We start from the raw sequence: 26,537 nt of genomic DNA on the forward strand, positions 1-26,537 counted from the left end.
TTCTCTCGTTGATCGACATCTGGCTGCGAAAATGCAAAAACTCAAATACCTACAGGGCTACCCCGACCAACTTGTTGGCCAAGTCAGCCAACTGGTGGAGCAAGGTAACCTCAAACGCTACCTGCTACGAAAATACCCAGAGCAACATACCATCCAGTCAGAGAAAGCGCTCTACGACTATGTGATTGAGATAAAAAACCAATATCTGAGAAAATCGTCACCTGTAAGCAAAGTAGCTTATGATGGCAAAATCCATATGGTCAACCATGCTTTGGGGATGCACAGCTTTGTCTCTCGTATTCATGGCAACAAACTCAAGGCCAAAAACGAGATACGGGTATCGACTATCTTTAAGCAGGCTCCCCTTCCCTTGCTGCGCATGATAGTGGTGCATGAGCTTGCCCATATTAAAGAAAAAGATCATAACAAAGCATTCTACCAGTTGTGCTGCCATATGGAGCCTGGCTACCACCAGCTTGAACTCGATGCCCGCTTACTGTTAACCCAGCTAGAAATTGACGGTCCACTGTACAACTAACGGTAAGCATTATTTAATTTCTGGTATTTATTGCGCATTTGCCTAAAATACCCTGCTAACTACATTATTAGGTGTTTACATGAAAATTTGTGCTGTTGAGCTTCGTAGCAACGAGGCCGTCATTTGCCTTCTTACCAAGAGTAACGGTCTGTTCGATCTTCCAGAATGCCGTGCTCAAAAGTTCATCATGCAAGACTCAATGGACAATGAGCAAATGCGTAACTTCCAGCAGACTTTCAAAAAGCTTCTGGATGACTACCAAATTGACCGCGTTGTGATCCGTACTCGTGAAACCCGTGGTAAATTTGCAGGCAGCGCTGTTGGTTTCAAACTTGAAGCAGCGATCCAGCTAATTGATGGTGTTGAAGTGGACTTCATCACAAGCCAAGAGATCAAGCAAAAGATGAAGCGCAACCCACTGGCTATCGAATTCCGCGCAACGGGTCTTCGTCAGTTCCAAGAAGCTGCTTTCATGACCGGTTACGCATACCTTGGCAAATAGTGTCAACGTATAGCGTTCTAAAAAAGCCAGCATTGCTGGTTTTTTTTGATTAAAATCCATTCAAAGTCAAACTTTTGACACAGATCGGACCTGACAATCCACTACAATTGTAAAAATTGTTTATCAGCGGCTAAATCCTGCACTATTAACCTCTTTACCCAATTTCTAAGCCTCATTCTCCCAACCGCTCTTTACGCATGGACTCACCATATCCAAAGAATGGTGTTAACCCGATACAGTATCAATACAATTCAGGACATATATCCAAACCGCCCCCACCTATAATCCTGCCCAATCATTACATGGACAGTTATATATCTTTTATCAAACTCAATTTACACGGTCTCATAATGAAAAAAACGATTATCAGCCTTTCTATCATTTCTCTTCTCACCGGTTGTGGCGGCGGTGGTGGCAGCTCAACACCAGATGACAAGAAACCAGCGCCAACACCAAAAATTGATTTCCCCCTGAAGGGAGCAACTTTTGATGCCGCTAAGCTCAACAGCACGACAATATCGATCAAAGAATACAACTCATCTTTCATGGAAGATGATGCCTTAGCTGAAACCAACTATGAAAAAAGCACGTACCAGCCAATTGAAGACAGCGATATTGCCAAATACGATATCCTCAACGTTCTTGCCAACGAAGAAGGTCTAGAAGGCTTCTATGTAGTCAACACTACTGAATTCGAGGATGCAGGGTTAACCCAGCCGAAGGATCAAGACTCCTCCTTTGCAGGCAAAATGGCTAACAAGCACTTTGTTACCTATATCGATGAAGACGCCAGCAAAGATCAGCAACCTTGGGGCCTGCCTGACTTTTTTGCCAACGGTGACTTTGCACTTGCCCAACTAGGCAAGTATCAAGCGACGTTTGTATCAGAACTGTCGGGTTTATCTAAAGATGCCATTCATTACATTCTAGAAGATAACGGTATAGCGGAAGGTAATGAGAACATTACCCGATGCGATGATTTTAGTATCTCAAGAACCTTCGATTTTACACGCGCTTCAAAAGAGGTGATCACGGTTAAGTCGAAAAAAATCGAGACCATTAAGTTCTATATTCGCGACCGAATTACAGGTATGTGTACTGAAGAAAATGGACAAACAAATTATCTATCAGAGATTAAAAACGGCGATCCAGTCGGCCTTGAAGTGTGGGTGAACCCTGCCCTAGGGATTGTAAAAGGCATTGAGAAAAATGACTCCAAAAAAGAAGCATACCTCATCGAGCTTGTTGATTTCTCGCTAAAACAATAAGCCAGGCACATCCGACGCCAACCCAAGCTTTGCAAAAAGCTTGGGTATCTTTGTTCGCTTTCTATTTTGAATTCAACTACGGGAATGCCGCTTCTTCCTTAACTTATATAAGGTTAAAATCAGCAACGCACTGACGACAACAGAAAGCACAACAAACCCATAGATCAATAGATTGGTACTCTTCATCCACCGTAATAAATGAACGGCACCAAAGAAGAAAAGAAAATAGCCACCGATCACGGTGAACAACTTGTAAAAATCGACCTCACTGACTTTCCTAAGCATCACTGATCGCTCCTATTGCTATATCCAAGCAACCTTATGAAACAGCGTTATTTGGAATACGTTACAAGTATGGTGCGTCCTGCCGGTTTTGCCTCTACCTTGAGGTAACTTGGGTATATAATTACTTTATATTTAATTAGTTAAGTTTGCAGTGACAGGTGCCCATCAGATACAAAATCGAACAAATACTAACCAACACACATAGTGTTACATGGATGCTTTTACATTTCATGCTATGTGGTCAGGCTCGCAGCTTTCACCTCTGAGTTTACCTATACTCATCAATAAGATAGCGATTTAAGCTCTTACAAAAGGAACTCTAATGGATAAGGTCTACGATTACATCATTGTCGGTGGTGGTATCGTCGGTATATCAACGGCTTGGCAATTGAAGCAACGCCGTCCAGATGCATCAGTCATTGTTATCGAGAAAGAAGCATCGTTGGCTATGCATCAAACCGGGCATAACAGCGGTGTTATCCATGCAGGGGTTTACTATGCGCCGGGAAGCTTGAAGGCAACACTCTGCAAAGCGGGAGAAAAAGCGACCAAAGCCTTTTGTAATGAGCATCAAATCCCTTTCGAGCAATGTGGCAAGCTGCTAGTCGCAACCAATAATACCGAATTAGAGAGAATGCAGGCCCTATATAAGCGCTGCTTGGAAAATAGCATTGATGTGAAGCTCCTAAGCCAAGAGCAATTGCGCCAACAGGAGCCCAATATTACAGGGCTTGGGGCATTTTTGGTGACTGCTACAGGCATAGTCGATTACAAATTAATCACGAATAAAATGGCAGAGCTATTCGTCACACTCGGCGGCGAAATTAGCAAGCGAGCCGAAGTCAAAGCGATTGAAGAAAAACCAGATAGCGTTGTGGTTAAGTGTAAGAGTGATGGCCAGCCTTTTCAATTAAAGGGTAAGTTCTTAATAAGCTGCGCTGGCTTGATGGCTGACAGGCTCACCCGAATGATGAATATCAATACTGATTTTCGGATCATTCCCTACCGCGGGGAATATTACCGTTTAGCACCACAGCACAACCAGATCGTAAACCATTTGATTTACCCGATTCCTGATCCTGAACTGCCTTTCCTCGGTGTTCACCTTACCCGGATGATTGATGGTACCGTGACCGTTGGCCCAAACGCTGTCCAGGGCTGGAAACGAGAGGGATACAATAGAATCAACTTCAGCGCCAAAGACACTGCCGAGATGCTCTCTTTCAAAGGTTTTTGGAAGGTAACGGCTAATAACCTCAAGGCGGGGTTAGCTGAAACCAAAAACTCATGGTGGAAACCGGGTTACCTAAAGCTGGTCAACAAATACTGCCCGCAATTAACAACCGCTGATTTGCAGCCCTACCCTGCAGGGATCCGTGCTCAAGCGGTGCTTATTGATGGCACCTTAGTCCATGACTTCCTGTTTGCAGAAAGTCCGCTCAGCCTGCATGTTTGTAATGCACCATCTCCAGCCGCCACTTCTGCGATGCCAATTGGTCAATACATTTGCGATAAAGTATTGAACCTATAACGTATGGTGGCGTTTAGACCTTTGGCGGTAAAGGCTTAATGCCAAGTCTTTGTCATACTCTCGCTTAGATTGGTAGCCCAAAACCTGCCATGAGTATCCTGCTTGGTAGCTACAGACAACCCTTGCCAGGCAGTCACGGCGGGTTTCAATAATCAGTTTATTAATCATTTTTATAAGCTTTTTCATTGTTTTGGCTCCTCGTATGGCTTGCCTCAACAATACGCTTCAGGGAAGGGCTGACTTATCCAAAGTTATCAACTATTAGTACTATCCCTTCAAAGCATTCACTTTAGGTATTATTCCAGTACTATATTGATAAAAATTGGTACTTTTCCTTAATACTCGGATTGGCTTTCAATGCAACAAGCAACTATCGAAAGAGTCATGCAGCGCCAAGGCTATTCATGGCGTTATCGCAAGATAGAAGAACCACACAAGCACTACGAGTGGCACTTCCATCAAGAGTATGAGTTAGCGATTCATCGCCACTTTCGCGGTAAGGCCAGTATTGGTCATTACGAGGGGGAGTTTGGCGATAACAATATGGTTCTAATTGGTCCAGGCCTGCCGCACCGCTTTACCTCAACAGAGACGCAAGACAACCAGCTTTGTGAGACCCATATCATTTGGTTCAAGAAAGAATGGATTGCCAATATGATGTTTAGCTGCGTGGAAATAAGGAAGATCGATTCTTTGCTCAAGCGAGCCGAAAAAGGGGTCGAGTTCTCTGGCAGCGCTTGCCAAAATGTTCTTAAGTTATTGGAAGGTGTGACAAGCCATACCCCAATGGCCCAGCTCGGTATCCTGCTTCAGGTGCTCAGCACTTTGATAGCGGATAAAGAGAGCCGTACCCTGCTCTCTTATGCCCCACAAAAACAACCTGATGGCTCACACAAAGAAAACGTAGCCGAGAAAGCTAATCAAGAAAAAATCGAGAAGGTATGCCAGTACCTCGAAGAGCACTTCAGCCAAATGGTGACCCTCGCTGATCTCGCCGCGCACATGAATACCAGCGAGAGCAGTATTCACCGGCTGTTTTCCGTCCATTTTAAAGAAAGCTTTAGCCAGTATTTGAAAAAGTTACGCTTGAACCATGCAGCGGAGTTACTGCAGACCACCAGCCAACCTATCGGCCTGATTGCCGAAAGCGTAGGCTATCGCAATCAGGTCAACTTCAACCGCCAGTTTAAAGACTACAAACAGATGACACCACGCCAGTACCGCAACAATTATAAAATCAATGCAGCGGTCTGACTGGCATAGATATCCACGGGTTCAATTGATTACTGTGGATTACTGTGGCTAATAACAGTTTTGTACCCCGTTTCGGCACAACCCACAAAGTCCACAAAGTTGTGGATACTGTCGAGGGCATCTTCTGAGTGATGAGAGACATATAACAACTGGCTGAGGTTGTTGTTGGCAATCATCTCCAACGCATTTTTAACCAACTGGCGGTTGAGGAAGTCTAGCCCTTGATATGGCTCATCAAGAATAAGGATCTTCGGCCGCTTAATAAGCGCGCGGGCCACCAACAGCAACCGTTGTTGGCCATATTCCAACTGTTTGAAAGATGTCGAAGCAAGATGTTCCATATGCAGTAGCTTCAGCCAGTCTCTGGCCTGCTTGATTTCATCAATGCTTGGCTGCTGGTATAGGCCGATAGAGTCATAGAAGCCTGATAGAATGGTATCCAATGCCGAACACGACACACGGTATTGCAGATGGAGAGCCGAAGACACCATGCCGATATGTTGTTTTATCTCCCAAATGCTCTCGCCGCTACCCCGCTTGATACCGAAAATATCAATATCATTGCTGTACCACTGTGGGTGATCGCCAAAGATCAAGCCGAGCAATGTACTCTTGCCACACCCGTTCGGCCCTCTGACCTGCCAGTGCTGACGATTATTGATTTGCCAATTGACATCATCAAAGATCAACTTATCGGTATACTCAACTTTGCCATTGCGTATAGCCACTAAGGGATCGGGCATGTCGGTTTGATGCTGATACTGTTGGATCAACGCTAGCATGGCTTCGCTACGTTCCGCCGATTGCGCTCGGAGGTGGGCAAGCAGGGGTAAAGACTCCCACTCTTTGCGTGAATAACTCCCTGTCAGTTTCTCCTCATTAAAAACACCAATGTGGGTAATACTGTCTGGCAACGCCTGTTCACGCGATGTGATCAGAATAACTTGGACATCATTTTGTAGCTGATCGATCAGCGTAATAAGTTGGGCTTGATGGGAAATATCTAAGCCAGCGAGCGGATCATCTAAGATCAACAGATCTGGTTGTTCGGCCAGCGCTCTGGCCAACATGACGCGGCGAATCTCGCCCGTAGACAGATTTCGGAATCCGCGGTATCTCAGGCTCTGAAGATCAAACAGCGTAATGAGCTCTTCAGCATATTCTGAGCTTTGACAGCATGCGACAACTAACTGTTCGACACTTGTCCCTTTATCCAATCTGTCGAGAAAATCCGTATCATCCTTCGCCAGTTCTTCCTCTAGTAATGCTTGTTGCTCAGCAAGAGAGACCAGGCTGATTTTCTCAGGCAGACCAGATAACTCGCCGTCGAGTTCCACTTCTTCCTTCGGCTTATTATTTTGTTGTTCTTTGTCGTTAGTTAAGAGCTGGGCGAACACTGAACCTGCATCACCTTTGGCGCAGAAGAAAGCCCAGTGCTGTTCTGGCTGAATATCCAACTTGGGAATGGATAAGCGGATGACCGGCTTAGGGATATTCGGTCGGCTGCTATAAAGTTTGATTTGGTGTAGCTGGATAGACATTGGCTCCCTTCCATGCAAGGCCGTTGGGTAATAACAGATACCTTACATGGAACACGTGAAGCCAATCAAATAATGTAACTGTGGCGAGCAAGCTTTAGGCTTTAGGGAAAGCCATGGTGATAGCGCCGGTATAGCAAGCCGTTCGGCACTGACCACACCCGTCACAAGATTCAGCATTAACGGCTGGAACCTGTCCCTGCTCAATAGTAATTGCTTCGTGTGGGCATTGCTCTGCACACAGTTCACAATACCCTGATAACCTGTTTGCACAGCGGGTGGTGAACTCGGGCCGTACACCTATATCGGTTACCTCAGATGAAAGCGCCTGGGTTGGGCACGCTTTCTGGCACTCACCACACTGGCTGCAATCATTGTACTCAAGGTTTAACTGCGGTAACCCCTCCGGGCGTTCAATCACCTGTTGAGGACAAGCCTTTTCACAGGCATCACATGACTGGCAGACTTGAAGAAACAGCGCCTCTTCAATCGCACCGGGCGGACGAGGCACCGTGCGAACGATAGTCGGGGCTTGCGCCTCTTTTTTTACGCGGTTTGCCCCGGAGAATAACCCGCGCAGTAAACCACGTCGGCTTACCGTGTAATGCTCCATGCAAGCTTTGTAATATCGTTCGTCACGTTCAATCATTAGAAGTAAACCTTTTTCTCCACGGCTGTTACCGCAAGCTCTTCGCCGATAAAGGCCAGCCATTGCGCTGCCATCGCACCAAGCAACTGATAAGACTGAGTGTTGGCGTTTTTCTGCATGAGCTCTAGGTATCTTGGTGCCCATGGTAGTAAGTGAACGGATAACAGAGCCTTAATCGCTTCGTTATCTTCGGCCTCTGCCAGTTTTGACATTGCCATTAGCATCAAACCGAACTGATCTTCAGGCTCGCGCATGCCCGTATCTAGCGACATCTCCTTATCGGCTAGGAAGCGACGGTAGGCAACGGTGGTTTCCCCGAAGATCACCTGCTCTTTATCTAGGTAAACCGAGCCCCATGGTGGCGCAGGCATCACTTCGCAGCCTTCAAACAGTTGCTGGAAGTCCATTGCAAGATCATCAGCCCCATCCGCTTCAACAGCTTTAAGCAATTCTGCAAACGGAGAGTCCTCTTGATCTTCACTATCAGCAATCATCTGACAGACCTGTCGGTTCGTTTCGTGGGTCAGTGGATAATAAAAAAAACTACCCAGAATACGAGCGATTGTTGAAATGTGCTCCATGGTCACATCCGCCTCCAAAAATATGTAATATCATGCAATAAGTTTTCATGATGCCAGTGGAATAACAGCTAAATTAGGTTATTCATTAACATTTTCCTAAGCACGATAGCCGATAACTAACACGGAAAACATGCTTTAGGACAATATTTACCGCTTTAACCTGTTGATAGTGAATAATAATCACTATCAATACCCTAAATTTAGAAATATTCTGTTACACGTATTAACCCCTACGCTCACATTGTTACAGATACATAAATATTCAAAATTATTCCCCGCCATTTATTGATCGACGGCAAAGTTAAACGCTAAAGCAGACGGAAAATGCGTGTCAGAAACCTACCAATTAAGTGTAGGACTGTTAGTCAATACCGAGAATGTCGTGTCATGAAATCACAACTCAAAAAGCTATTGGCACCTAAATTCACCCGCCGAGACTTTGTTAAGTCAAGCTCGGCCCTAGGTGGATTAGCTGCAGTTGCAGGCAGTGTTTCCCTGCCATTTAAATCAAGTAAAGTCGAAGCCGCTACAACAACCGACGAAAAAGTTGTTTGGAGCGCGTGTACCGTTAACTGTGGTAGCCGTTGCCCGCTGCGCATGCATGTATCCGACGGTGAAATCAAATGGGTTGAGACCGATAACACCGGTGATGACCAATACGGCAATCACCAAATCCGTGCTTGTCTACGTGGCCGCTCTATGCGACGCCGCGTCTACAACCCTGACCGCTTGAAGTACCCAATGAAGCGTGTCGGCAAGCGTGGTGAAGGTAAGTTCAAGCGCATCAGCTGGGATGAAGCCTTTGACGAGATCACCAACAACCTTAACCGTATCCGCAAAGACTACGGTAGCGAAGCGGTATACCTGAACTACGGTACAGGTACCCTTGGCGGCACAGTCACCAAATCATGGCCACCAGGTGCTACGCTAATTGCGCGCCTTATGAACCTGAGCGGCGGCTACCTAAACCACTACGGTGACTACTCAACCGCACAGATTGCTGCTGGTATGCCTTATACCTACGGTAACGGTGCCAATAACTCATTCTCCGATGTTGAAAACACCAAGCTGATCGTTCAGTTCGGTAACAACCCTGCCGAAACCCGCATGTCAGGCGGCGGCCAGATCCACCATTTGATGGAAGGTAAAGCACGCTCTAACGCCAAGATGATCGTTATCGATCCTCGCTACACGGATACTGCCGGAGGCCGTGAAGATCAGTGGGTTCCAATCCGTCCAGGTACGGATGCAGCACTTGTTGCGGGTATGGCCCACGTAATGATCAGCGAGAACTTAGTTGATCAGCCTTTTCTAGACAAATACTGTGTCGGTTACGACGAGAAGACACTACCTGCTTCTGCCCCTGCCAACTCAGACTACAAGTCATACATTCTTGGCCGTGGCGAAGACCAGACCGAGAAATCACCAGCTTGGGCGGCAGACATTACTGGTATCCCAGCAGATATCATCATCAAGCTTGCACGTGAAATTGGTTCAACCAAGCCATGTGCCATCTTCCAGGGTTGGGGCCCACAGCGTCACGCTAACGGTGAGTTGGCGGCACGTTCAATTGCGATGCTGGCAATCCTAACCGGTAACGTCGGCGTAAGCGGTGGTGGTACAGGTACTCGTGAAGGTAACCAGGCAATTCCATTTGTTCGCTTCCCTATCCCAGAGAACCCGGTGAAAACCGCTATCTCTATGTTCCTATGGACAGATGCCATTACCCGTGCAACCGAGATGACAGCAAAAGCTGACGGTGTTCGCGGTAAAGACAAGCTTGACGTGCCAATCAAGTTCATCTGGAACTACGCAGGCAACTGCCTGATCAACCAGCACTCAGACATCAACCGTACCCATGAGATCCTGCAAGACGACAAAGCGTGTGAAATGATTGTGGTGGTTGATAACCACATGACCTCATCGGCTAAGTACGCCGACATTGTTCTGCCAGATCTAACAACATCTGAACAATCAGATTTCTGTATGGATGGCGCAGCAGCCAACATGCCTTACTTCATCTTTGCTAGCCAAGCGATTGAGCCAGTATTTGAAGCCCGCAGCATTTACGATATCTGTACTGAGCTTGCCAAGCGCCTTGGTATTGAAAAAGAGTTCACTGAAGGCCGTGATCAGGAAGGTTGGCTACGCCACCTATACGCGCAGACGCGTGAGCTTGACCCTACACTGCCAAGCTTTGATGCAATGCGTGAGCAAGGTATCTACAAGCGCAAGGCTGAGCACTTTATTGCCCACGAAGACTTCCGCAAAGATCCTGAAAACAACCCATTGGCTACGCCGTCGGGCAAAATCGAGATCTACTCTGAGCGTCTTGCCGACATTGCGGCTGAATGGGAACTGCCTGAAGGCGATGTGATCCACCCACTTCCGGTATACGCTTCAACCTTCAACGGTTGGGACGATCCTAAGCGTAAGGATTACCCGCTACAGCTTACTGGTTTCCACTACAAGTCTCGTACCCACTCGACTTACGGTAACGTTGAGCAGCTAAAAGAAGCTGCGCCACAGCAGATGTGGATGAGCCCGATGGATGCAGATCAGCGCGGCATCAAGAATGATGACCAAATCCGTATCTTCAACGAGCACGGTGAAATTCACCTTACAGCCAAAGTAACCCCTCGCATGATGCCGGGTGTAGTTGCGCTGGGTGAAGGTGCATGGTACGCACCGGACAAGAAAGGTGTTGACCACGGCGGTAGCATTAACGTACTGACTACCCAGCGTCCTAGCCCGCTGGCAAAAGGTAACCCGCAACACACCAACCTAGTCGACGTGCAACTGCTGAAAAAAGCATAAGGTTTAAACCATGAAACAATACGGTTTTTATATCGATTCAAGCAAATGCACCGGCTGTAAGACCTGTCAGCTGTCGTGCAAAGATAACAAGGACTCAGACATCGGCGTTAACTACCGCCGCGTTTATGAGTACACCGGTGGTAACTGGGTAAAAGAAGGCGAAACTTTCCGTCAGGACGTATTCTCCTACTACCTATCTATTGCCTGTAACCACTGTGATGAGCCAGCCTGTGCCAAGGTTTGTCCGTCTGGTGCAATGCACAAGCGTAAAGAAGACGGCCTGGTTATCGTTGATACCGATACTTGTATCGGCTGTCAGTACTGCTCAATGGCCTGTCCTTACGGCGCGCCTCAGTACAATGCAGAAAAAGGTCACATGACCAAGTGTGATGGCTGTTACGAGCGTGTTGGCCAGGGCCTTGAGCCAATCTGTGTCGGCTCTTGCCCACTGCGTGCACTTGAGTTTGGTCCAATTGATGAGCTACGTGCAAAATACGGCACCAACGCCGATGTTGCACCGCTACCTTCGTCGCTGAAGACCAAACCAAATCTAGTCATCAAAGCAAACCGCCATGCGCGCCCAACAGGCGATCGCACCGGTTTCCTAGCAAACCCTAAGGAGGTATAAGATGGCTTGGCATGAGTGGCCTCTGATCCTATTTACAGTATTGGCGCAAACTGCTGTTGGTGCTTTCATCCTGCTAGGTGCAGTGATCCTGAGCGGCAAGTTGTGTATTGGCGTGAACGATCGTGTTCACAAAGCTATGTTCTTTATCTGGGTAATCATGGGGCTGGGCTTTATGGCTTCAACCATGCACCTAGGTAGCCCGCTGCGTGCATTCAATGCACTGAACAATGTGGGCAGCTCTTGGCTTTCTAACGAGATCTTCACCGGTAGTGCCTTCTTTGGCCTAGGTGGTGTTTACTGGTTGCTTGAAATGCTGGACAAAGGCAGCGAGAAAATCCGTAAAGCCCTGCTTGTTGCTGGTATGGTTGTTGGCCTGAGCTTTATGTTCTCAATGACCAAGCTGTACCTACTGGACACAGTACCGACTTGGAACACGATTTACACACCTATTGCTTTCCTGAGCACTATGGTTATCTCTGGCCTTATCTTTGGTCACCTGCTACTAACAGGTGCCCAGCATAAGATGGCGGGTCTTGACCGAGTATTGCCACACGTTGGCGCAGTCGCTGTTGTCGTTAGCTTGGTTGCTCTAGTTAGCCAGCTGATTGGCCTTGCTGAAATCCAAACCTCTGTCATTACAGCAGCGGAACTGATCCCGAACATGGCGCAGCTGCAGATCATCCGTATTGGTCTTCTGCTAGCCGCATTGGCGGTATGGTTTATCCCTAACCTGATGAACAGCCGCCCTGCAATGCCAGTTATGGGCGTGAGCTTTGCGCTGGTACTACTTTCAGAGCTCGTTGGTCGTGGCGTTTTCTATGGCCTGCACATGACCGTCGGTCTGTAATCACTGATTGATCGCCAATAAACAAAAATAGACAAAAGGGAGAAATGGCTGGTGCCGTTTCTCCCTTTTTTGCATCTTGTTTGCATTACGTATGCAGTCTGCCTATCAGGCTGCACATTTAGCGATTAAGGAATGTAGACTAGCAACTCAAGCAGATCATCCCAATTCCCTGCCAAAAACCAAGTCGCAAAAAAACACACCGAGTCCGAACTTCAGGCATAGAAGAAGCATCCCTATCTTCGTCTTCACAGAATCAAAGTTAGTTATCGTCATCTTAAAACCACCAAACCATAAATTTGATAAACCAAAGCAAAATAAGAATAAATATCATTACATAAAGCGCTGATATGTAAGACGTAATTCACACTCTACATTTTTGTATGATGAATATCACACTCCGATATATTTTATGCCGACATCGCATTTATATGCGCCGTTTATTGATAGAAAACAAAGCTAGCTATACCCACCCAGACGATTATCTCAATAGAACCCTACCCCTAAAGTAGTGTGAATAACGAAAATCAAGAGAATGTCGTGCTATGAAAAAAAAGCTCAAACAGCTCCTGTCTCCTAACTTCAGCCGCCGTGATTTCATGAAATCCACGTCTGCGGTAGGTGGGTTAGCAGCCGTTGCCGGTAGTATCTCCCTACCCTTTAAATCATCCCCAGTTGCTGCGGCAACGACACCTTCCGAAGAAAAAGTTGTCTGGAGCGCCTGTACCGTAAACTGCGGTAGCCGTTGCCCGCTTCGCATGCACGTTGCCGACGGTGAGATCAAATGGGTCGAAACCGACAATACCGGCGATGACGAATACGGTAACCACCAGGTTCGCGCCTGCTTACGAGGCCGCTCAATGCGCCGCCGGGTATACAATCCTGACCGCCTGAAATACCCAATGAAACGGGTTGGCAAACGTGGTGAAGGCAAATTCAAGCGTATCAGCTGGGAAGAAGCCTACGATGAAATCGCCAACAACCTTACCCGTATCCGCAAAGACTATGGTAGCGAAGCCGTATACCTAAACTACGGTACCGGTACGCTAGGTGGCACGGTCACCAAATCTTGGCCACCGGGCGGTACCCTGATAGCCCGCCTGATGAACCTGTCTGGCGGCTACCTAAATCACTACGGTGACTACTCAACCGCGCAGATCGCAGCTGGCCTGAACTACACCTATGGTGGATGGGCAAGCAACAACAGCTTCTCTGATTTGGAAAATACCAAGCTTATTGTCCAGTTTGGTAATAACCCGGCTGAAACCCGTATGTCTGGCGGTGGCTTGATCCACCACTTGATGGAGAGCAAAGCGCGATCAAATGCCAAGATGATCATGATTGATCCGCGCTATAACGACACCGCAGGTGGTCGCGAAGATCAGTGGATCCCAATCCGACCAGGTACTGACACTGCATTGGTTGCCGCCATAGCCCATGTATTGATCACCGAAAACATGGTCGACCAACCATTCTTGGACAAATACTGTGTCGGTTACGATGAAAAAACACTGCCAGCCTCTGCCCCTGCCAACTCTGACTACAAGTCATACATTCTTGGCAAAGGCGAAGATGGCATAGAAAAAACACCAGCATGGGCATCGCCGATCACGGGTATTCCTGTCGATATCATCGTCAAACTGGCTCGCGAAATTGGCCAAGCCAAACCATGTGCCATCTTCCAAGGCTGGGGGCTACAGCGTACTGCCAACGGTGAAATCGCTTCCCGTGCAATTGCTATGCTGGCACTGCTCACTGGTAACCTCGGGATCAACGGTGGTGGCTCGGGTGCACGTGAATCTGACTACAATATCCCGTTTGTTCGCTTTCCTATTCCAGAAAACCCAGTCAAAACCTCTATCTCTATGTTCCTATGGACCGACGCGATTATACGCGGGCCAGAGATGACAGCCACCAAAGACGGCGTCCGGGGCAAAGACAAACTCGATGTACCAATCAAGTTCATCTGGAACTATGCAGGCAACTGCCTGATCAACCAGCATTCAGACATCAACCGTACCCATGAGATCCTCCAGGACGACAAAGCCTGTGAAATGATCGTGGTAATTGATAACCACATGACCTCATCAGCCAAGTATGCAGATATTTTGCTGCCAGATTTGACTACCTCCGAGCAAGCCGACTTCTGTATGGATACCAAGGCAGCCAACATGCCTTACTTCATCTATGCCGACAAAGCCATTGAACCTCAATTCGAAGCGCGCGGCATTTATGAAATGTGTACTGAAATCGCCAAGCGCTTGGGTATAGAGAAAGAATTCACCGAAGGTCGCGATCAGCAGGGCTGGTTGGAACACCTCTACAAGCTAACCAGAGCGAACGATCCATCATTGCCTGATTTCGAAACCGTCAGGAAACAAGGCATTGTGAAGCGCCGCGATCCAAACGGCCACTTCGTGGCTTACAAGGCCTTTAGGGATAACCCAGAGCAGAACCCGCTTTCTACGCCATCGGGCAAAGTGGAAATCTATTCTGAGCGCTTGGCCAACATTGCTAAGGAATGGGAACTACCAGAAGGTGATGTTATCCACCCATTACCTGTCTATGTATCGACAGCTGAAGGCTGGGATGATCCGAACCGCAGTAAGTATCCACTTCAGCTAACAGGCTTCCACTATAAGGCACGCTGTCACTCGACCTATGGCAATGTCGACATCATTAAAGAAGCCGCACCGCAAGAGATGTGGATGAACCCAGTAGATGCCGAGCAACGAGGCGTCAAGAACGGCGATCTTATCCGTATCTTCAACGACCGTGGTGAAGTGCACATTAATGCCAAAGTCACCCCACGTATGATGCCGGGTGTTGTAGCCCTTGGTGAAGGTGCTTGGTACGCCCCTGACGGTCAAAAGGTAGACCACGGCGGCTGTATCAATGTATTGACCACCCAGCGCCCTAGCCCGCTGGCGAAAGGCAACCCGCAACACACCAACTTGGTGGAAGTACAACTGGTGAATAAGGCATAAGGTGTAAACCATGAAACAATACGGTTTTTATATTGATTCAAGCAAATGCACCGGCTGTAAAACCTGTCAGCTGTCGTGCAAAGACAACAAAGATCTGGATGTTGGCGTCAACTACCGTCGCGTCTATGAATATACCGGCGGTAACTGGATTAAAGAAGGCGAAACCTTCCGTCAGGATGTGTTCTCCTACTACTTATCAATCGCCTGTAACCACTGTGATGAGCCAGCCTGTGCCAAAGTTTGCCCATCGGGTGCCATGCACAAACGCAAAGAAGATGGCTTGGTCATAGTCAGCGAAGATGTATGTATTGGCTGTCGCTACTGCGAAATGGCCTGCCCTTACGGCGCGCCGCAATACGATGCCGATAAAGGCCATATGACCAAATGTGACGGCTGTTACGAACGTGTCGGCCAGGGTCTTGAGCCCATCTGTGTCGGCTCTTGCCCGCTGCGTGCATTGGAGTTCGGTCCAATCGATGAACTGCGCAAGAAATACGGCACCAACGCCGATGTCGCGCCATTGCCTTCGTCGCTGAAAACCAAACCAAACATTGTCATTAAACCAAATCGTCATGCCCGCCCAACCGGCGATCGCAGCGGTTTCCTAGCAAACCCTAAGGAGGTATAAGATGGCTTGGCATGAATGGCCCCTGATCCTATTTACCGTGCTGGCACAAACCGCCGTTGGCGCCTACTTGCTGCTCGGTGGCGTGATCTTGAAAGGCAATCTTTGTGTGGGCGTTAACGACCGCCTGCATAAGGCGATGTTCTTCCTGTGGGTATTAATGGGACTGGGTTTTGCAGCTTCTACTATGCACCTAGGTAGCCCACTGCGTGCTTTTAACGCATTCAATCAGGTGGGTAGCTCTTGGCTATCCAATGAAATCTTCACTGGCAGCGTATTCTTTGCCCTTGGTGGTGGTTACTGGTTGTTGGAGATGCTAGACAAAGGCAACGAAGCGCTGCGCAAGCTGCTGCTTGCTGCCGGTATGCTGGTGGGTATCGCCTTTATGTACTCCATGATCAAACTGTACCTGCTTGATACGGTACCGACTTGGAATACTGTTTATACCCCGATTGCGTTTGTGATGACCATGCTGACATCTGGCCTAATCTTTGGTCATTTGTTGCTTACAGGCTCACAGCACAAGATGGCAACCCTAGATCGCACCTTGCCATTTGTTGGCTCTTTGACGGTAGCCATTAGCCTGACTGCCTTGGTCAGCCAGCTTATCGGCCTGGGTGATATTCAAACTTCGGTGACCACCGCATCTGAGCTTATTCCTAACATGGCTCAATTGCAGGTGATCCGAGTCGGTCTATTGCTTGGCGCACTCGCAGTGTGGTTTATCCCTAACCTGATGAACAGCCGCCCGGGTGTACCTGTGATGGTGTTGAGCTTTGCTTTGGTGCTGCTATCAGAATTGGTTGGTCGCGGTGTCTTCTACGGCCTACACATGACAGTGGGTATTTAATACCTCATTATAAATGAGCATAGAAAACGGGGGCCTTTAAAAGGCCCCCGTTTATTTTTGGCTCTAATCAATGGTTAGAAGTTAGCAGTCATACCCAAGTACCAGCTGCGAGGCTCAATAGAGTAGCCGCGCTGTGTCACTTCGAGCTCATCAAACTGTTCATCGGTGATGTTGCGTACGCCCGCACGCAGACGCCAGTCACTGTTGATAAGGTAGTTCATACCCAGGTCAGCAGTCGTGAAGCTTGGACGGAATAAATCACTACCAGAATCAATCAGGGCTTCACCCGTGTAGTTAACGCGTAGGAAAGTATCAATCCATTCAGTGGCATACCATGTCATACGCACGTTTGCTTGATGGTCTGGACGATCTTCAAGAGCTTTACCCGTGGTTTTATCTTCAGTATCTAGATACGTATAAGCACCATTTAGCTTAATTGACTCAGTCACATCATAGTGCGCAGTAAGCTCTAGGCCCTGTGTCATGGCTTTATTGATATTCTTATAGGTGTAAATATCACGCCCATCAGGTGAGATACCAACTGCATTGTCACGGTCTTGATCAATCAGGTTTTTGATATCATTACGGAATAAGCCGGCTTCGATACTCCATAAAGTCTCGTTGTAAATGGCAGAGACTTCATAGCTGACGCTCGTTTCTGGATCAAGATCTGGGTTACCAACAACCTGGCAGTCACCTTTACAGCTGTTAATGATGTTTTCTTCTGAAGTTTGCAGCAGCGTCGGCGCATTAAATGCCGAGCCCACACCACCTTTCAGTGTCAGTTTATCCGTTACGGTGTTCACCAAGTAAGCACGTGGGCTCCAGTGGCTACCGTATGATTCGTGGAAGTCGAGGCGCGTACCGTAAGTAAGGGTATAGGCATCGTTGATATCCCACTGATCCTGTACAAACAAAGCTTGTTCATGAACATCAGCCTTGCCGGTTTCAGTCAGGCTCTCTGGGTTCTTAAGCTCCGAGTAACTCCACTCACCACCGAAGGTCAATGTATGGTTGCCAACATAAGTCGTACCGTGACCATAGACTTGCTGGTTGGTTTCATCAATATCAGAGACACCCGTGTCAATTTCCGCTGCATCAACACTTGATACTGCATCACGGTTATAGCGAAGTTGTGCTTCACCCCAGTCAAACATACCGTTGTACGTTAGTGCCTGCATATCGCGCTTTACACGTGAGTCGGAGTCAGTAAGGCCGACTGTTGACTCAATCATACCGTCACGTTCATCATCGGTATAAGAAAAGTCAAAAGCGATATCATGCATATCATTGATATACCAAAGAAGATTACCGCTTACCGCAAGGGTTTCACGCTCTTCAAGCGTAGTCGCTTGTGAACGGTCATATTCACCATTAGAGCCTTCTGCCAGACCAGAGAAAGCACTATAAGCATCACGCGCTGTTTGGCTTACAGAAAACGACATATACAATTCGTCATCAATCAAGGCACCAGAAGTATTGAAACCCGCCGAGTACTCACCACCGTTGTCATCATCACGGTAGCTATAGTCGCCACTGATTTGCGAATTCCATTCATTGGTTGGCTTTTTGGTGATCACGTTGATCACGCCACCCAACGCTTCTGAGCCATATAGTGCCGACATAGGACCACGGATCACTTCTATTCGTTCGATGCTCTCTTTCGGAATTGCTGATAAATCAAAGTCGTTACCGCGGAAAATCGCATTAGAAGAACTTAGTTTACGGCCATCTACCAAAATCATGGTGAATTTCGGGCTCAAGCCACGGATGGAAATCATCTCACGCCCTGCACGGCCACCGTCCATTTGGTTTTCTACACCAGCAATATCTTTGACCAAGTCATTCAGCGCAAGGCTCGGCTCTGACAAAATATCTTCTTCTGTCACCACTGCAATTGACGCCGGAGCTTTTGCCAATGTGGTCTCAGTACGTGTTGCCGTAACAACCATCTGCTCATCTGTTTGATCTTCATGAAGGTCGAAGTCTGCGTAAACTGGAACAGAGAAAAACACAGAAGCAACAGCAAGTGCCAAAGGCTTACGAATGAAAGAGGTGCTGGTATACATAAACGTCCCTATATAGAACTATAAAGCCAAACATAATGATAATGATTCGCATTAGACACATTATTCATAAAAATGGCAATACAAGTTCCATTCGGGTTTTGAATTATGATTATTCAATATTTAGATAATATCAGCAGTGTTAATTCACTTTTTAGCTAGTATGCAGTTGCTTGATGATATCTCTTACCCACATACAAAGCTCATCATTGTGGTATCGCTTATGCCAATACAAATAGACATCTTGATAAGGCGATCTCAACCCTTCCGGCACAGGGCGAGCCACTAAATTGCGGTTAATGCAGGCTTCTTCGGCAAATGGCGTTGGCAGGTGGAAGATCACATCTGAGTGCTCCGCCATTGCCGGGGCAACGTTGAAATTGGTCAGCATTAACGGCGTAGAAACTGGTTTGTTCCTGTCCGACAAACCAAGATCCCTAAAGCGCTGTTCTATCGATAGGTTACGATCACCATGCAATGAAATTTGGCCGAACTGGCATGCAGCCAGTTTTTCAGGGGTGAGCTCCTGCTGTGCCATTGGGTGGTCGGCACTCATCAGCAGCCTGTAATCACGAGATGCTATGAAGCTACGATAAATATTCTGTTCAGAAGACGGTGGTTGCTGTGTCGATAAGACGAAATGCACGTCACCTGCTATGAGCGCATCAAAATGCCGCTTAGGTACCGTATCAATCTCAAGTGTCAATAAGGGTGCATGCTCTCTGAGGTATTGAAAAACCTTGGGCATTAGCCAATTGATCTGAGGAACCAGCCCAAACATCTTCAATGATTTTTGGCAGCTCTTGGGATCAAATTCTTGGTCATGCACCAAACGATCCAAAGAAGCCAGCATAGAGCTGATTTCGGTTTTTACTGATTCAGCCTTCGGCGTCAATTCATAACCATGACTGGATCGAACCAACAAGTCATCATTGAATAGCGCCCGGCACTTTTGCAGCGAGCGGCTTACCGATGGCTGACTAATATTCAACGCTTGCGCAGTATTCGAAACATGTTTTCGCTCTAAGAGGTGCTTTAGAACGATTAGATGACTGATGTCAATTTGGCATAACTTCATAATTCAATAACAACTTTCCACTTATCTCAACGCGCTTGACCTAGCACCCTACCCATCGAAATCGTATAACTCAAAATTGAAATACATAAATATTGCATATTCAAATATTGAATAATCACTATTCAAAGTCAAAATGCCGTAGGTCAAATCAACTGTGCTACAAATAGCTCTCAGCGCTTCAGAGTGTAAATAAAAATTAATATTACTATGATTTATGCCTCTTTCATGAGTAATATCAATAAAAACCATTCTCATTTGTGATTAGATTGCACTTATCAGCTATTAATCAGCTTCAAGTTTACAAGGTTCGTTATGACTTGCTTTTCCACTGCGTTAAAATCAGCACTTCTTGTGGGTGCAATGGCTATCAATTTCCCGGCTCTTGCAGAATCAGTGACCGTTGAGCACTCATTAGGCTCGACAACCATAGAGCAAACCCCACAGCGTGTTGTGGTGGTTGGTGGTCATGGCAGCCTTGATACACTAAACCGTTTGGGCATTGAACCTGTTGGCGCCGTAACAACCATGCTGCCGGATTACCTTGCAGATTACAGTGAGAAAGCCACCCATATCGGCAGCATGAAAGAAGCCAACTTTGAGCAAATCTTCACCCTACAGCCTGACGTGATCATTGCAGAAAGCCGTATGGCTGATGCTTACCCGACCCTATCGCAAATTGCGCCGACGGTTATGCACGTCGTTGAGAACGGTAACTACTGGGAAGATACCAAGAACAACTGGCGTATGCTGGGCAAAATCTTCGACAAAGAAGCAGAAGCCGAGCAGCTGATTGAAGAAACTGAAGCCCAAATGGCTGAAGTGCGTGAGCAAGTTCAAGAGCAAGGGCTGAAAACCCTAGCGGTAATGAACAACGGTAACAACGTATCCATGTTCGGTGAAGTAAGCCGCTTCTCGGTGCTATTTGATGAATTCGGCTTCGAGCCAGCACGCACTTCTGATACGCAAAACCCTCACGGTAACCTGATTTCCTTCGAGTTCATCGCTGATGCAGCCCCTGATGTGCTATTCGTGCTCGATCGTGAAAGCGCAATTGGCCAAAGCTCTGGCAAAGCACAGCAGCTCTTCGACAATCCGCTAGTCAAAAGTACTCCAGCGTACAAGAACAACCGCATTGTGTTCCTAAACCCAAGTGCATGGTACCTGACAATCGCTGGTGTTAACGCCACTGAAGTCATGATTGATGATGCACGAAAAGCGGTAATGTCTACTCAATAACAATCTATCAGCCCGGCGGTAGCCGGGCATTATTACCATGCATAATAAAAAATTATTCTGGGCTGTAATTGCCCTGTTCCCACTTGCGGCCTTTTCGCTCTTTATTGGTGTCGCCAATATCAGCCTAGAGAGTTTTCTCGCTGGCGATGAGCATACCCTTTCCATTCTGTTCGGCAGTCGCTTACCGCGTTTACTGGCCATTTGTCTTGCTGGCGCAGGTTTGAGCGTCGCAGGTTTGATCATGCAGCAAGTCTGTCAAAACAGATTTGCCGCCCCATCGACAACCGGTACGATTGATTGTGCAATGCTGGGCTATGTGTTGGGTATTGTCTTTTTCGCCGGTGCCAACCGCTGGATCAGCCTTGGTGTTATTCTGACTTTTGCGCTGGTTGGCACGCTGGTCTTTGTTCAGTTTTTACAGCGCCTGCAGTTCAAGAATGCCGTTTTAGTTCCGCTTATCGGCATCATGTACGGCAACGTAATATCAGCAATGACCACCTTTATTGCCTATCGCTATGACTTGGTTCAAACCATGTCGGCTTGGACTGTCGCTAACTTTGCGTCAGTACTGCAAGGCAATTACGAATTCCTATACCTTGCCTTACCCGCCTGTTTGGTTGCCTACTACTTCGCCAGCCAATTCAGCGCTGCCAGTGTTGGTGAGAGCTTTGCCAAAAATATTGGCTTGGACTACCAGAAAATTGTATTTATCGGCGTTTTGATTGTCGCCATCCTGGCTTCAACAGTCGTGATGATCGTTGGTGTTATTCCGTTTCTTGGCCTAATTGTCCCTAACCTGGTCGCTATTTTTATGGGCGATAACATGCGCCGCAACCTACCTTGGACTGCCTACTGGGGTGTGGTGATGGTACTGGCCTGTGACATCCTGGGCCGCTTGATTATTTTCCCTTATGAAATGCCTATCTCGATGATTATCAGTATTTTCGGTGGAGCTATCTTCATTGCTCTCGTTCTGAAGGATAAATCCAATGCGTGATGGTGTTAAAGTTTCCCTGCTTGCGGTATTTGGGTTACTCATTACTGCCTACTTCATTGGCCAAGGCCTCAACGCCCAGAACTATCAGTTCTTCTTGTCACTCCGCCTGCCGAAGGTAATGGCTATTGTGCTGGCCGCGATTGCCATTTCAACCTCGTCGCTGGTATTCCAGACCATTACCAATAACCGGATCCTGACGCCTTCGATCCTAGGGTTCGATTCACTTTATGTGATGATCCAAGTGATTATCGTGGTGATGTTCGGCAGCATGAGCGTATGGTTTGCTGATGCCAAGGTGAACTTCCTGCTGACAACAATCACCATGAGCGGCTTCTCTATGCTGCTGTTCAGCCTGTATTTCCGCCGAGCCAACAGCAATGTCTTCACCTTACTATTGATTGGTATCATTTGCGGTAGCTTGTTCAGCAGTATTACCAGCTTCTTTACTATGATTCTGGATCCGAATGAGTTCGCCAACTTGCAAAACACCATGTTCGCCAGTTTCAATAACGTCAATGGGCAATTGGTTTACTGGTCGATTATCCCTCTTGGCATTTGCCTTGCCTTGCTGTTCTCCCTTTCCAATAAGCTTGATGTGTTCTGGTTGGGGACTGACAACGCCAAAAGTCTTGGGGTTGATACCCATAAGGTGACCATGCAGGTCATGATGGTGATCACGGTTATGGTCGCTATCTCAACGGCTCTGGTTGGCCCAGTACTGTTCTTTGGCTTGATCGTGGTGAGCTTAACCCGCCAGCTATTTCGCAGTTACCACCACCACTTCCTGATGCTGGCTGCCAGTACCATGTCGATTGTGCTGCTTGTTGGCGGCCAATGGCTCATCGAGACCGTCTTCGCTTTCGATACCACTATCAGTGTCATCATCAACTTTGTCGGTGGTAGCTACTTCCTCTTCCTTCTAATGCGCAACAAGTTTTGATTTATCATGATTAAGTTAACTGGACTCTCAAAAAAATATAACGGCAACTTGGTGGTTAGCGAGGCGAGTGCCCTGTTCCCATTAGGAGAAGTGACTTCGATTATTGGCCCTAATGGTGCCGGTAAAAGTACTCTACTTTCAATGGCTAGCCGCCTAACAGAAAGTGATGCCGGTGAAGTGCTGATTGCGGGCAAGCCGCTCTCACAGTGGGATACCCAAGAGCTATCTACTCGCTTGGCAGTATTGCGCCAGTCGAACAATATCAATATGCGCTTTACCATTCGTGAACTGGTCGCCTTTGGCCGTTTTCCACATAGCAAAGGCCGCCTAACCGATGAAGATAACCGTATTATCAATGATGCCCTCGAGCACCTGGATATCACCCATATCCAGAATAAGTTTCTTGATCAACTCAGTGGCGGCCAGCGCCAAATGGCATTCATTGCCATGGTGGTCGCGCAAGATACCGACTACATTTTCCTTGATGAACCGTTAAATAACCTGGATATCAAGCACTCGGTGGAAATCATGCAGACTATCCGCCGTCTTGCCCACAAGATGAACAAGGCCGTTGTTATCGTGATCCACGATATCAATTTTGCTTCTTGCTATTCAGATAACATCGTTGCGATGCGCAAAGGCGAAGTGATCAAAAGCGGAAAAGTCGATGAGGTCATCCAGCAGTCAATCATGGAAGATATCTACAATATCCCATTCAAGATCCAAGAAGTCGATGGCAGCCGTATCTGTATGTATTACGGTTCTTGACGCCATCAAAAATAAAGGCGGCAATTTCGCCGCCTTAGCCACTTAATCAACCTTGAGCCTCTGTTTCCGCATCCTGTTTTTTAAGTACCTTGTGACCATCTTCGGTTACACCTTGCTTCCAGTAACTGCTGAAGTAACACATTTTACGATCTACCGCTTTGTCCGAAGTAATATAGCTGCGGATAGCACGCATTTCACTGAACTCACAGGCACACCACACAGATAGACAGTCAGTATCGAGAGCAAGTGCTTTGACGCAATCAGACAGCGCGCTTTCAGCGCTGATGTTGACAACCAACTCCACGCCTTCTGGCAATGTAAGTGGCTGTACATCAGCTTCAGTCGGTACATCAAGAACAACATAACCTTTCGCGCTCTCGGGCAATAACGCCAATTTACCCTGCAATGCAGTTTGCGCTGTCATATCTGCCACCAACAAGAAACGCTCTGCTTCAACAGGCATCGCCTGAATCGGACGAGGGCCAACCAAAGAAATAGGATCACCGACTTGCGCTTTAAGCGCCCAGCGAGAGGCATAGCCACCGATATCTGGCGTCATTTCACCATCTACTTCTGCTAGCTCATGCTTAGCAATATCTATGGTTATCGTGCCATCTCCACCCTCAGATCCAGCTTGATAACCTGAAACTGTAAAGGTACGCATCATAGGTCTTTGCCCCTCAGGCAGCGCACTGATATCCGTACTGCCATCAGCAGCAAATAGGAACTTCACATATTGCCCAACACTCTCTTGAGAAAAGTGGTGGCTCCCTTCACCGCCAAGCGTCAAACGGATCATATTTGGGGTGATCAGCTCGTTTCCCACTACTGAAAGCTGTTTGGGGCTCATCTTTGGACTCATCGCCTGGGCCATGTAATACTCCACAATAAAAGTGATAATAAGATTGATTATCACTGATAAAATCAGCTTACTTCAACTTAAAATTCGCTACCATGGCATTTAATTGGCTATTGGTAACAGCAAGTTGCTCGGTACTGGCGACAGAATCATCAGCGTTGCGATTCAGCTCGTTGATCATGTCGTGAATCGCAATCATATTTTTGTTCACTTCTTCCGTAACCACACTCTGTTCATTGGCTGAAGTGGCAATCTGGGTCGTGAGATCGTTGATCTGGCTAATGGAGTTAGTCATCGATTCCAAAGAAGCCATGACGTTGGCTGTATGCTCGACCGTCTGGGCGCAACTTCCCCTTGTCGTGTCCATCGACTGCACCACGACCGACGTCGCCTTGCGAAGATCAGACAGCATGGTATCGATTTCAGACGTGCTCTGCTGCGTTCTCGCAGCAAGCGCCCTAACCTCATCAGCAACTACCGCAAAGCCCCTACCCTGCTCGCCAGCACGGGCAGCTTCAATAGCCGCATTCAAAGCTAGCAGGTTCGTCTGTTCAGCGATTTCACCAATCACATGCAATACCGCATCGATCTTCTCGAAGTCCTTGCTCATGGTTTGGATTGAAGCTGACATGCTTTCCACTTCCGTCGATAGCTGGTTCACACTACCTGAAGCGACCTTGACCACATCTTTCGACTTCTCTGCCTCGACATTCGTGGCTTGAGTAAAGTCTGCAGCACTCTTGCCGCTGTGCGCCACAGATTCCGCCGTTGCGCTCATTTCATTTATCGCAGTAACGACTTTTTCCGTTTCTTGAGTATGGCGAATGAGCAAAGACTTATTGGAATCCGCTTTGTCTTTCAGCGCCACCACCTCATGTTGAATCGCCTGGCTAGACTGCGAGACCTCCAACATCATCCTTTGTAGGTTTTCAATAAAGTGGTTAATACCATTGGCGATTTTGCCCAAGTCATCGTTACTGTAGACATCTAAGCGACGGGTGAGATCCGCATCCCCTCTTGAAAGGCCAACAATGATGTTCCTGAGCGTACTGAGGTGCTTGAAGATGGTATTGATAAAAAGAATGCTCAAAGGAATAGAAATCAATGCCACCATCACCAACGCCATGGTGATACTGCCACTCAAGGCATTGGTATTTTGCAGAATGTAACCGCGGTCAATGTAACCTGTCAGCGTCCATTGGCTATCACCTACGGCAAACTGGTTGGTATAAGGGATTAGATCACCCTCTATACGATTGCTAAAAAGGAGTGCTCCTTTGCTATCTTTCAGATCGAAGTAACTCCCTTCTACAGAAGACTGAGAAAGCAATTCTTGCGTATTTCTCATATCGAGATAAAAGATATCACCACCATTTCCACTAGGCACAGTAATTGATATTAATGGGATATCATTTTGATAGAAAATATCACTTACTGTTGTTCCGTTGGCACTACTTACCAGCTCAATGTAATGATTCGCTACGGATTCATCATCAATTCGCCCTTTATCGGTAATGACAAAATCAGCAATCACTTTTGCTGCAGCATGAAAACCAGCTCGTTTGGTAACTTCCTGAACGCTAGTAATATCCAAGCTAATGTTTTCAGAAATCAATACCTTATTACGTATATCATCATATAGTTTATCTTTCACTAAGCTAATTTGTGCATTGATACTTTCAGCATCACTGTCAAA

Annotated in this window: 23 protein-coding genes; 15 read left to right on the top strand and 8 right to left on the bottom strand. The window is 47.2% G+C overall.

Annotated elements, in window-relative coordinates:
- Positions 1–31: 31 nt before the first annotated feature.
- From R2X38_RS02245 to lhgO, 4 genes are all read left to right on the top strand, one after another.
- Positions 32–538 carry a M48 family metallopeptidase gene (locus R2X38_RS02245; protein WP_317520402.1) on the top strand — a complete coding sequence of 169 codons (507 nt, stop codon included), beginning with the start codon at positions 32–34 and terminating at the stop codon, positions 536–538.
- 79 nt (positions 539–617) lie between these two features.
- Positions 618–1,040: a DUF3010 family protein gene (locus R2X38_RS02250; RefSeq protein ID WP_317520403.1), complete on the top strand. Its 423-nt coding sequence runs from the start codon at positions 618–620 to the stop codon at positions 1,038–1,040.
- 350 nt (positions 1,041–1,390) lie between these two features.
- Entirely contained in the window at positions 1,391–2,308 is a 918-nt protein-coding gene (locus R2X38_RS02255) for a hypothetical protein (protein ID WP_317520404.1), read from the top strand.
- Positions 2,309–2,915: 607 nt separating this feature from the next.
- On the top strand, positions 2,916–4,124 hold the full coding sequence (gene lhgO / locus R2X38_RS02260; RefSeq protein ID WP_317520405.1) for an L-2-hydroxyglutarate oxidase: 1,209 nt from the start codon (positions 2,916–2,918) through the stop codon (positions 4,122–4,124).
- On the opposite strand, the gene R2X38_RS02265 is transcribed toward lhgO, so the two are convergent.
- Complete coding sequence (locus tag R2X38_RS02265; RefSeq protein ID WP_317520406.1) at positions 4,119–4,310, bottom strand: hypothetical protein; 192 nt, start codon at positions 4,308–4,310, stop codon at positions 4,119–4,121. The two genes, lhgO and R2X38_RS02265, sit on opposite strands and share 6 nt — an antisense overlap.
- 171 nt (positions 4,311–4,481) lie before the next feature.
- Between R2X38_RS02265 and R2X38_RS02270 the strand changes: the two genes are divergently transcribed.
- Positions 4,482–5,378, top strand: a complete 897-nt coding sequence (locus R2X38_RS02270; protein ID WP_317520407.1) for an AraC family transcriptional regulator — start codon at positions 4,482–4,484, stop codon at positions 5,376–5,378.
- Between the two features lie 29 nt (positions 5,379–5,407).
- Here the strand turns inward: R2X38_RS02270 and R2X38_RS02275 are convergent, their stop codons facing one another.
- From R2X38_RS02275 to R2X38_RS02285, 3 genes are all read right to left on the bottom strand, one after another.
- Complete coding sequence (locus R2X38_RS02275) at positions 5,408–6,919, bottom strand: ATP-binding cassette domain-containing protein (RefSeq protein WP_317520408.1); 1,512 nt, start codon at positions 6,917–6,919, stop codon at positions 5,408–5,410.
- 94 nt (positions 6,920–7,013) lie between these two features.
- Positions 7,014–7,565: a ferredoxin-type protein NapF gene (locus R2X38_RS02280; RefSeq protein WP_317520409.1), complete on the bottom strand. Its 552-nt coding sequence runs from the start codon at positions 7,563–7,565 to the stop codon at positions 7,014–7,016.
- A complete protein-coding gene (locus R2X38_RS02285; RefSeq protein WP_317520410.1) occupies positions 7,565–8,146 on the bottom strand; it encodes a molecular chaperone TorD family protein in 582 nt (193 codons plus the stop codon). Before R2X38_RS02285 ends, R2X38_RS02280 begins: the two co-directional genes overlap by 1 nt.
- A 387-nt stretch (positions 8,147–8,533) precedes the next feature.
- On the opposite strand from R2X38_RS02285, the gene R2X38_RS02290 reads away from it, so the two are divergent.
- From R2X38_RS02290 to R2X38_RS02315, 6 genes are all read left to right on the top strand, one after another.
- Positions 8,534–10,963, top strand: a complete 2,430-nt coding sequence (locus R2X38_RS02290) for a DmsA/YnfE/YnfF family dimethyl sulfoxide reductase (protein WP_317520411.1) — start codon at positions 8,534–8,536, stop codon at positions 10,961–10,963.
- Positions 10,964–10,973: 10 nt separating this feature from the next.
- On the top strand, positions 10,974–11,591 hold the full coding sequence (locus tag R2X38_RS02295; RefSeq protein WP_107296230.1) for a DMSO/selenate family reductase complex B subunit: 618 nt from the start codon (positions 10,974–10,976) through the stop codon (positions 11,589–11,591).
- Position 11,592: 1 nt separating this feature from the next.
- Positions 11,593–12,438 carry a DmsC/YnfH family molybdoenzyme membrane anchor subunit gene (locus R2X38_RS02300; protein ID WP_317520412.1) on the top strand — a complete coding sequence of 282 codons (846 nt, stop codon included), beginning with the start codon at positions 11,593–11,595 and terminating at the stop codon, positions 12,436–12,438.
- Positions 12,439–12,980: 542 nt separating this feature from the next.
- On the top strand, positions 12,981–15,422 hold the full coding sequence (locus R2X38_RS02305) for a DmsA/YnfE/YnfF family dimethyl sulfoxide reductase (RefSeq protein ID WP_317520413.1): 2,442 nt from the start codon (positions 12,981–12,983) through the stop codon (positions 15,420–15,422).
- 10 nt (positions 15,423–15,432) lie between these two features.
- Positions 15,433–16,050 carry a DMSO/selenate family reductase complex B subunit gene (locus tag R2X38_RS02310; RefSeq protein WP_317520414.1) on the top strand — a complete coding sequence of 206 codons (618 nt, stop codon included), beginning with the start codon at positions 15,433–15,435 and terminating at the stop codon, positions 16,048–16,050.
- A gap of 1 nt (position 16,051) precedes the next feature.
- On the top strand, positions 16,052–16,897 hold the full coding sequence (locus tag R2X38_RS02315; RefSeq protein ID WP_317520415.1) for a dimethyl sulfoxide reductase anchor subunit family protein: 846 nt from the start codon (positions 16,052–16,054) through the stop codon (positions 16,895–16,897).
- Between the two features lie 74 nt (positions 16,898–16,971).
- On the opposite strand, the gene R2X38_RS02320 is transcribed toward R2X38_RS02315, so the two are convergent.
- Both R2X38_RS02320 and R2X38_RS02325 read right to left on the bottom strand, forming a co-directional pair.
- A complete protein-coding gene (locus tag R2X38_RS02320; protein ID WP_317520416.1) occupies positions 16,972–18,966 on the bottom strand; it encodes a TonB-dependent receptor domain-containing protein in 1,995 nt (664 codons plus the stop codon).
- Positions 18,967–19,117: 151 nt separating this feature from the next.
- Positions 19,118–20,041, bottom strand: a complete 924-nt coding sequence (locus R2X38_RS02325; RefSeq protein ID WP_317520417.1) for a LysR family transcriptional regulator — start codon at positions 20,039–20,041, stop codon at positions 19,118–19,120.
- A gap of 312 nt (positions 20,042–20,353) precedes the next feature.
- Between R2X38_RS02325 and R2X38_RS02330 the strand changes: the two genes are divergently transcribed.
- The 4 genes from R2X38_RS02330 to R2X38_RS02345 are packed head-to-tail and all read left to right on the top strand — an operon-like array spanning position 20,354 to position 23,982.
- Positions 20,354–21,277, top strand: coding sequence for a siderophore ABC transporter substrate-binding protein (locus R2X38_RS02330; protein WP_317520419.1), 924 nt, complete (start codon positions 20,354–20,356; stop codon positions 21,275–21,277).
- A gap of 37 nt (positions 21,278–21,314) precedes the next feature.
- Positions 21,315–22,274, top strand: coding sequence for an ABC transporter permease (locus tag R2X38_RS02335; protein WP_317520420.1), 960 nt, complete (start codon positions 21,315–21,317; stop codon positions 22,272–22,274).
- Complete coding sequence (locus R2X38_RS02340; protein ID WP_317520421.1) at positions 22,267–23,214, top strand: iron chelate uptake ABC transporter family permease subunit; 948 nt, start codon at positions 22,267–22,269, stop codon at positions 23,212–23,214. Before R2X38_RS02335 ends, R2X38_RS02340 begins: the two co-directional genes overlap by 8 nt.
- A 6-nt stretch (positions 23,215–23,220) precedes the next feature.
- Positions 23,221–23,982, top strand: coding sequence for an ABC transporter ATP-binding protein (locus R2X38_RS02345; protein WP_317520422.1), 762 nt, complete (start codon positions 23,221–23,223; stop codon positions 23,980–23,982).
- Between the two features lie 46 nt (positions 23,983–24,028).
- Here R2X38_RS02345 and R2X38_RS02350 read toward each other — a convergent pair whose 3' ends face one another.
- Complete coding sequence (locus R2X38_RS02350) at positions 24,029–24,856, bottom strand: siderophore-interacting protein (RefSeq protein ID WP_317520423.1); 828 nt, start codon at positions 24,854–24,856, stop codon at positions 24,029–24,031.
- Between the two features lie 55 nt (positions 24,857–24,911).
- Positions 24,912–26,495 carry a methyl-accepting chemotaxis protein gene (locus tag R2X38_RS02355; protein ID WP_317520425.1) on the bottom strand — a complete coding sequence of 528 codons (1,584 nt, stop codon included), beginning with the start codon at positions 26,493–26,495 and terminating at the stop codon, positions 24,912–24,914.
- Between the last annotated feature and the right edge of the window lie 42 nt (positions 26,496–26,537).

Source organism: Photobacterium rosenbergii (assembly GCF_033022775.1).
Classification (GTDB): domain Bacteria; phylum Pseudomonadota; class Gammaproteobacteria; order Enterobacterales; family Vibrionaceae; genus Photobacterium; species Photobacterium rosenbergii_A.